Origin of the sequence: Helicobacter pylori SA221C, from assembly GCF_000476855.1 — a bacterium.
GTDB lineage: Bacteria > Campylobacterota > Campylobacteria > Campylobacterales > Helicobacteraceae > Helicobacter > Helicobacter pylori_DK.
In genome coordinates this window covers 1-8290 of record NZ_CBPT010000025.1, presented here as the reverse complement: position 1 = coordinate 8290, position 8290 = coordinate 1, and the positions used below count along the sequence as shown (strand labels likewise).

General features: G+C 37.4%; 1 protein-coding gene. It reads left to right on the top strand.

The annotated features are described in order from the left end of the window. On the top strand, nt 1-8290 hold an 8290-nt coding region (locus QU01_RS07675), incomplete at both ends, for an SNF2-related protein (RefSeq protein ID WP_033763371.1).

Genomic DNA, 8290 nt, shown 5'->3' with positions numbered 1-8290 from the left:
GCAACCCAACTTATTTAGCATCTTAGATAATGGCAATATTGCAACAAACAATCCTACTAAAGAATCAGACAAGGTCAATGAAATACAAGAGTCACTCCCTTATGTCGTGAAAACGCAAATCAATAAAGCAAGCATGATTTCTAGAAATCCTATTGAATGGGCAAAGTATTTAAGCTTTGAAAAACGAATATATAAGGATAACAGCAAAGAAGATGTTAGGTTCTTTGCTAATGGTGAGATAAAAGAAAGTTCTCGTGTTTATGAAGCGAATGAGGAAGGGTTTGAAAGGCGCATCACTAAAAGATACGATCTGATTGATAGAAATAGAGAATTTTTTACAAAAGAAATTGAAATTCTAACTTACACAAACAGCTTAGAAGAATTGAAAGAGCAAGGTTTAGAAATCCAATTGACCCACCACAATGAAACGCATAAGAAAACCTTAGAAAATGGCAATGAAATCGTTAAAGAATACGACTATCTTAAAGACATTTACCAAGAAGTAGAAAGAACAAAAGATGGTGGATTGGTAAGAGAAATAATCCCCAGTATTTCTAGCGCTGAGTGTTTTAAGCTCTATGACAAACTGCCTTTTGAATCAATAAACAATGAAAATGCCAAATTGAATACTAACGACAATGAAGAAGTTAAAAAACTAGAATTTGAATTAGCTAAAGAAGTGCATGCTTTAATTCTAGAACAGCAATTGCTTTCAGCAACAGATTATTATTCTTGGATAGATAAAGATGATTATGCATCTTTTGCTTGGAAAATGAGTAGGCTTATCAATGAAAATAAACTCAAAGAAAACCATCTCAGCACCGATAACGCCAATAAGATTAAGCAATTTTTCTTTAATAATGGTTTTATTTTAGGCTGGACTAAAGAAGAGATAAGCGCTATGCAAGAAAACAGAGATTACTCTTTAAAAAGCGATCTTTTGAGTTTGGAAGAAATCGCTCAAGCAAAAATTGAATTGCAAAAATACTATGAAAGCGTTTATGTTAATGGCGATGGAAGTAGAAGAGAAATCAAGCCTTTTAAAGAAATTTTAAGAGACATCAATAATTTTGAAAAAGCTTATCAACAGCGTTATAACAAATTGATAAGCTTGAATGAAGCAATCATTCAAGCTAAAGAGAGCAGTAATGAGCGGCAAAATTCTAACGCAAACAACAATAACACTATTAACAATACAATAGAGACTAATACTTCTAACAATATTATTCAAAATAATGATAATAATCATCCAAATTTAAGCATGGCTGATTTAGAATTAGAGCAACAAAATTTAGGAGAGAAAAATGGAAAAGAAAGAACAAATCGCGCAGATGAGCCGAATAGAGCTAGAGCAGGAATTCCGCAAGAAATTCACCGCAGAAGCGAACATGGAGGACGACAAGAGGGAGTGGAGCGATCGAGTGATGAAGATCTTTCACACCAAGACCCTAGTTTATTTATTGAGCCTAGAGAGCAGGGAGGAACAAGAGGAGTTTATCGATCTAGCGACCAACAGGCAGTTTCAGAAAAACCCCATAGAGAGCGAGATAGACTACATGAACATGTATCTAGAGGAGATGGAGTATCAGCAAGAGCGGATGCAAGAGCAGATAGCAATGGAGCGTCAAGTCAAGCAAGCCGAATGGAAAATGGAACAAGAAGCGAAGAAAAGGGGGATAATCCCAGCGATGAGAGAGGAATACCACGCCCACCGCAATCCCCATCTCATCAACAAAATAGCTCCAGAGATTTGGGGCTTTCTCTCTCTAGAGAACAGCCAGGACAGACTGGACGCTTACGCCTTTTTGATCATGGACAGATGGGCTCATTATTTCCCACAGACCATGAAAACCAAAGATCAAAGAACGATAGTGAGCTTGATAGAAGCGGTGATAGAGCAAACGAAAATGGAGACAGAAGCCCTAGACAGAATGGAAGCGCAAATCAAGAGAGCGCAAGGGGTGAGCGATATGGAATTGCTCCAGGAAGCTCAAATCAATCAGTATTACCACTTGCTCAAAGCCGATTACATCATGCAGGACTCATCACACCAAATGGACTTGGAAGCCTTGGAAAAAACAGGGATCAAGAGGGAAGACTTCTATCAAATTTAGACCATTTAGAAAGCCTGCTTAACGCTATTAGAAACAACACCATAGCGAGTGAGCCTGACTTTAGATCCAGGCTCTTAGAAGCCATTCAAAACAACGAGCCTTTAAAAGATAGCCTTGTGGGGACACAACTGCTTAAAGACCCTACGACTAAAATCTTTTATGACAAATTCCAATTAAAAATCAGCCCTAAAAAAGTCTTAGAGATCTTAGAAAATCGCCTTAAAAAATCCATTGAAACAACGAATGAAGCCTTAAACGCATTCAATGTTCTGGATAGTCAAGCCATTGATTTAAACGCTATCTCTAATAGCGTAGGATTAAATCCCACGCAAGAGAGCAAAACAACAGACAATAGCGTAGAGTTGAATAACGCTCAAGAACAAACCGCGCAAGAGCAAGACACGCAAGAAAACGCACCAACCACGATAAAGCAAGAAACACCAAACACCCTAGCCATCCCCCTTAATCCTAAAATAGATTTTAAACCGAGCGAAGAAGTTTTAATTAAGGGAGCTAAAACCCGCTATAAGGCTAACATTAAAGCCATTGAGCTTTTAAAAGAATTGCAAACCAAACAAGAGATCTTAAAGGGCGGTTATTACGCCACTTTAAAAGAGCAAGAAATCCTAGCACAATTTAGCGGATGGGGTGGGTTAGAAAGCTACTTTAAAAAGGATCAACGCCCTGAAGAATTTAAAGAATTAAACGCCTTACTCACTAAAGATGAATTCAGAAGAGCTTATTTGAGCGCAAGAGACGCTTACTACACCCCTAAATTAGTTATTGATAGCATTTATCAGGCTTTAGATCAATTGGGGTTTAATAACGACAGCCATCAAAAAGAAATCTTTGAACCCAGTTTAGGCACAGGCAAATTCATCGCTCATGCGCCAAGCGATAAGAATTACCGCTTTATGGGAACAGAATTAGATCCTATTAGCGCTAATATTTCTCAATTCCTTTACCCTAATCAAGTCATCACAAACACCGCTTTAGAAAACCACCAATTCTATCAAGAATACGATGCGTTTGTGGGCAACCCTCCTTATGGCAATCATAAAATCTATAGCTTTTATGACAAAGAATTGAGTAACGAGAGCGTTCATAATTACTTTTTAGGGAAAGCTATCAAAGAATTGAAAGATGATGGCATAGGGGCGTTTGTGGTGAGTTCTTGGTTTATGGACGCTAAAAACCCTAAAATGAGAGAACACATCGCAAAAAACGCCACTTTTTTAGGAGCGATAAGATTGCCTAATAGCGTGTTTAAAGGCACAGGCGCTGAAGTAACTAGCGACATTGTGTTTTTTAAAAAAGGCGTTGATAAAGCAACCAATCAAAGCTTCACTAAAGCTATGCTCTATTATGACAAGATCATTAATGGCTTGGATGATGACACCCTTTTTGCCTTGCAAAACAACCGCTTTGATAGTTTTATCCCTAGCGATCAACTTAAGATTGTCAATGCGATTGCAAGCCATTTTGGTTTCCAACAAGAAAAATTGCAACGCTGGTATGAAAAAATAGACACCGCTAACTTTGGCTACAGAGAACAAGACTATAAGATCATCAAAGACTTCATGGATAAAGTTGGAAAGAACAATATCCATCTCAACGAACAAACCCTAAATGAATACTTCATCAACCACCCTGAAAACATTCTAGGGCATTTGAGTTTGGAAAAAACCCGCTATAGCTTTGAAACCAATGGCGAACAAATTTACAAATACGAGTTGCAAGCTTTAGAAGATAAAAGCTTAGATTTATCCCAAGCGCTTAGCCAAGCGATAGAAAAATTGCCTAAAGGCGTCTATCAATACCATAAGACTACCCTTAAAACAGACGCTCTCATCATTGATGCCAATAACGAACGCTATCAAGAAGTTCAAAAGCTTATCAAAAATTTAGAAAGGGGGGAATTAGTCAAGTGGGATAATCTTTATTGCCAGCTAGAACAAAATAATGAAATGGGCATCTTTTTAAAACCCACTAAAATCAACTCTAAAATTCAAGATTCACGACTGAAAGCCTATTTTAAAATTAAAGACGCTTTGAATGATTTAACGAGCGCGGAATTAAACCCCTTAAGCTCTGATTTTGAGCTAGAAAACAAGAGGGCTAAACTCAATCTTGTTTATGATGGATTTGTCAAGAAATTTGGCTACCTCAATGAGAATAAAAATCGTAAGGACATCAAACAAGATTTGTATGGCGCTAAAGTCTTAGGATTAGAAAAAGAGTTTGAAAAAGAAATCACCCCTAGAAGCGCTAAAATGCAAAACATAGAGCCAAGGCAAGCTCAAGCCAAAAAAGCTCAAATCTTTTTTGAAAGGACTTTGAACCCTAAAAAAGAACTTATCATCACTAACGCTAAAGAGGCATTAATTACAAGCATCAATCAAAAAGGGGGTTTGGACTTGCATTTCATTAGAGATCATTTCACAACACAAAGCTTAGAAACCACGATTAAAGAACTTTTAGAGCAAAAACTGATTTATAAAGACCACAAGGATAATGGCGACTATGTTTTAGCGAACGATTATTTGAGCGGTAATGTGAAAAGAAAACTCAAAGAGGTGAAAGAAGCCATCAATCAAGGCGTGGAAGATTTAGAGGCGAATGTGAAAGATTTAGAGCTGATTATCCCTAAAGATTTGAAAGCCACTGAAATCATGGCTAATATCAACAGCCCTTGGATACCCACTCAGTATTTAGAAGAGTTTTTAATAGAATTGAGCGCTAACCATTATGAAAAGCAATACGGCGATAAAATGACAGATTACCAACTAGGCAATCTCAAAGAAGACATCAAAGTAGAACACTTAAACGGCGCTTATGAAGTTTTTGCCAGAAGCAATGAATTAAACGAACTTTATGGTATCAGGCATAAAGACAAAGCGCATTCTTATAAAGTGCCTTTTGAAAGCCTTTTAAATAAAGTCTTAAACAACAAGGATTTGAGCGTTAAATACACCCAAGTTGATCCTAATGACCCTAAAAAAGAAATCTTTATCACTGATGAAGAGCAAAGCAATCTCGCCAGACAAAAAGCAGAAGAATTGAAAGAAGCTTTTAAAGACTGGATTTACAAGGATTATGCAAGAAGAACCCATTTAGAGCAAATCTATAATGACACTTTCAACAACTCCGTTTTAAAAACCTATGATGGCTCGCAATTAGAACTAGAGGGCTTTAACCACCATATCAGCTTGCGACCCCACCAAAAGAACGCTATTTTTAGAACGATCCAAGACAGAGCGGTGTGTTTAGACCATCAAGTTGGAGCGGGCAAGACTTTGTGCGCTATAGCTAGTTGCATGGAGCAAAAACGCATGGGATTAGTGAATAAAACGCTCATTGCCGTGCCTAACCATTTGACCAAGCAATGGGGCGATGAATTTTACAAGGCTTACCCTAACGCTAATGTGTTGGTTGTTGATAGCAAGGACACCACTGAAAAAGAAAGAGAGCTTTTATTCAATCAAATCGCTAACAACAATTATGACGCTGTGATTATCGCGCACACCCATTTGGAATTGTTGTCTAACCCTAGAGGAATCATAGAAGAATTGAAAGAAGAAGAGCTAGTGAATGCTGAAAAAAACTTTGAAAGGCAAGAATTAGCTTATAAAAATAACCCTAGAGAAACTAAAAAACCCAATGAAAGAGCCTTCAAAAACAAGCTGGATAAAATCCGCGCTAAATACGATGCGATTTTAGAAAAACAAGGCTCTCATATTGATATTAGTCAAATGGGGATTGACAATTTGATTGTGGATGAAGCCCACTTATTCAAAAATCTAGCCTTTGAAACTTCTATGGAAAAAATTGCAGGGCTTGGCAACCAACAAGGCTCTAATCGCGCTAGAGATTTGTTTATTAAAACGCGCTACTTGCATCAAAACGATAAGAAAATCATGTTTTTAACCGGCACGCCTATAGCCAATTCCTTAAGTGAAATGTATCACTTGCAACGCTACCTGACCCCTGATGTGTTGAAAGAAAGAGGGTTAGAATTCTTTGATGATTGGGCTAAGACTTATGGGGAAGTGGTGAGCGATTTTGAATTAGACACTTCCGCTCAAAGTTATAAAATGGTTAATCGCTTTTCTAAATTTAGCGATGTGCAAGGCTTAAGCGCCATGTATAGAGCTTTTGCGGATATTGTCTCCAATGATGACATTTTAAAGCATAACCCTCACTTTGTGCCTAAAGTGTATGGGGATAAACCTATCAATGTGGTGGTGAAAAGAAGCGAAGAAGTGGCTCAATTCATTGGCGTGGCGGATGAAAATGGCAAATATAATGAAGGATCTATCATTGATAGGATGCAAAAATGCGAGGGCAAGAAAAGCAAAAAAGGGCAAGACAATATCCTTTCTTGCACCACAGACGCTAGAAAAGTGGCTTTGGATTACCGCTTGATTGACCCTAACGCTAAAGTAGAAAAAGAATTTTCTAAAAGCTATGCTATGGCAGAAAATATCTATGAGAATTATTTAGAAACTCATGCCACTAAAGGCACACAACTTGGTTTCATAGGACTATCCACACCCAAAACCCATAGCCAAAAAGTCAGTTTAGAAGTGTTAGATAACGCTCATGGAATAGAAAATAAAAATCCCCTAGATGAAGCTCAAGAACTTTTAGAGAGTTTGTCTAGCTATGATGAAAAGGGCAATCTTATCGCTCCTAGCAAGAAAGAATTAGAGAACGAACTCAAAGAGAAAGAGGCTAAAAGCGTCAATTTAGATGAAGAGCTAGCTAAAGGCTGTTCGTTTGATGTTTATAGCGATGTTTTAAGGCATTTAGTCCAAATGGGTATCCCGCAAAATGAAATCGCTTTCATCCATGACGCTAAAACCGAAGAGCAAAAACAGGATTTGTTTAAAAAGATTAATCGTGGCGAAGTCAGGGTATTATTGGGCAGTCCCGCTAAAATGGGCGTAGGCACTAATGTGCAAGCCAGATTAGTCGCTATGCATGAATTAGATTGCCCATGGAGGCCTGATGAATTGTTGCAAATGGAAGGGCGTGGGATAAGACAAGGCAATATTTTGCACCAAAACGACCCTGAAAATTTTAGAATGAAAATCTATCGCTACGCCACTGAAAAGACATATGATAGCCGTATGTGGCAAATCATAGAGACTAAATCTAAAGGCATAGAGCAATTTAGAAACGCGCACAAATTAGGCTTGAATGAATTAGAAGACTTTAATATGGGGAGTTCTAATGCGAGCGAGATGAAAGCAGAAGCGACAGGCAATCCCTTGATTATTGAAGAAGTCAAATTGAGAGCGGAAATTAAAAGCGAAGAATCAAAATACAAAGCCTTCAATAAAGAACATTACTTCAATGAAGAAAGCTTAAAGAACAACGCTTCTAAATTGGATTATCTTAAACAGGAATTGAAAGATTTAGAAACGCTTCAAAGATCCGTAATAATCCCCACTCATACAGAGATCAAGCTCTATGATTTGAAAAATGAAGAGAGTAAGGATTATGAGCTTATCAAAGTTAAAGAAGTAGAGCCTTTAAAAGAAAACGCCTCTATGAGTGAAGAACTAACGCACAAAAAACTCAAAGAACAAAACAAGCAAATAGCCGAACAAAATAAAGAAAAGCTAGACGCTATTAAAAAGCAATTTGCAAGCAATTTGAACGACTTGTTTTTCAATGAGGAAAGAGATTGTAAGCTTTTAGAATACAAGGGCTTTGTGGTGAACGCTTATAAAACTAAGTATCAAGTGGAGTTTAGTTTAAGCCCTAAAGACAATCCAAATGTTGCCTATAGCCCTAGCAATATGGTTTATAAAAACGATACGCAAAACATGTTTAGTTCTTATAATTTCTGCGCTGAGATCAAATTTGATGGGTTTTTAAAGAGACTGGATAACGCTATCACTAAACTCCCTGAAAAAATCAAGGAATTAGAAAACTCCATTGAAACCACTCAAGAAAATATCGCTAAATACACCAGATTAGTGGAGCAAAAACTTCCTTACCCACGACTAGAATACCTGCAAGCTTTAAAATCGGATCATAAAACTCTAATAGATGATTTAGCTAAAATGAGCAAAGACAGAGATTATAAGCCTGTGTTCAACCCTAAATCTAAAGAAGTCTTAGAGAAAATGAACGCTGAAAAAAGAGCGAGTTTAGAGAATGGGAGT